We start from the raw sequence: 1096 nt of genomic DNA, 5'->3' as shown, positions 1-1096 counted from the left end.
GTAGAAATTAAACATCTCGGTTCTTACCCGGTGGGTGTGCTCTAGTGAAAAAATCTGACCAGCTTTCAGGTTTGGCTGTAGCGCCTGTCCAGGCTTTGCATCCTTATCAACCCGGAAAACCCATTGACGAGCTAGAACGAGAGTTGGGTATTAGCGATATTGTAAAGCTGGCAAGTAATGAAAATCCTCTGGGTATGAGTGAATTGGCAAAACAAGCCATTTCAGCTGAGCTCGCTGAGGGAAGTCGTTACCCTGATGGCAATGGCTATAAACTAAAGTATGCCTTAAAAGAGTATCTGTCATTTCAAGGGCATGACATCAGCCTTGAGAGCATGACGCTTGGCAACGGCTCAAATGACTTGTTGGATATTATTACTCGTTGTTTTTCTGATCGAGATTCTGAAGTAATTTTCTCTGAATATGCCTTCGCAGTTTATGCGATATCCTGTCAGGCTGTAGGTGCTAAAGCTGTTGTAGCTCCCTCAAAAGATTGGGGTCATGACCTTGATGCAATGTATGAGCGAATTTCTGAGAAAACCAAACTAATATTTATTGCTAACCCGAATAACCCAACGGGGACATCGATCAATAAAGATCTTTTGCTTGAGTTTCTAGCCAAGGTGCCGGAACGAGTGATTGTTGTTTTGGATGAAGCTTATTGTGAATACATTTCCGATGAAGACTTTCCGGATGGTATCGGTCTTGTCGAAAAGCACACAAATCTGATTGTTACTAGAACCTTTTCCAAAGCTTGGGGGTTGGCTTCTTTGCGTGTGGGCTATGCTGTCTCTCATCCGGGTATCGCGAATATCCTTAATCGTGTACGGCACCCGTTTAATGTCAATTCTTTAGCATTAGCCGCAGCAGCTGCTGTTTTAAGAGATGATGCCTACCTAAAGGCTAGTGTTGAGTGTAATGCTCAAGGGATGTGTCAGATGGCGCTTGCTCTTGAGCATCTCGGGCTAGAATTTATTCCGTCAAAAGGTAACTTTATTACCTTTGATACGGGTGTTGATGCTATGGAAATTTATCAGCGCTTGTTGAAGCTTGGTGTGATTGTGCGCCCTGTAGCGAATTACGGTATGAACTCGTTCCT

1 protein-coding gene is annotated in these 1096 nt (G+C 43.7%); it reads left to right on the top strand.

Annotation, left to right across the window (positions count from 1 at the left end):
* Positions 1-44 precede the first annotated feature (44 nt).
* Positions 45-1096, top strand: a 1052-nt coding sequence (gene hisC, locus A3729_RS27955; protein WP_068634517.1) for a histidinol-phosphate transaminase, incomplete at its 3' end; no start/stop codon positions are given.

This window comes from Oleiphilus sp. HI0043 (assembly GCF_001634935.1).
Note: the sequence above shows the minus strand (reverse complement) of the source record. Positions and strands in the feature narration are given on the sequence as shown.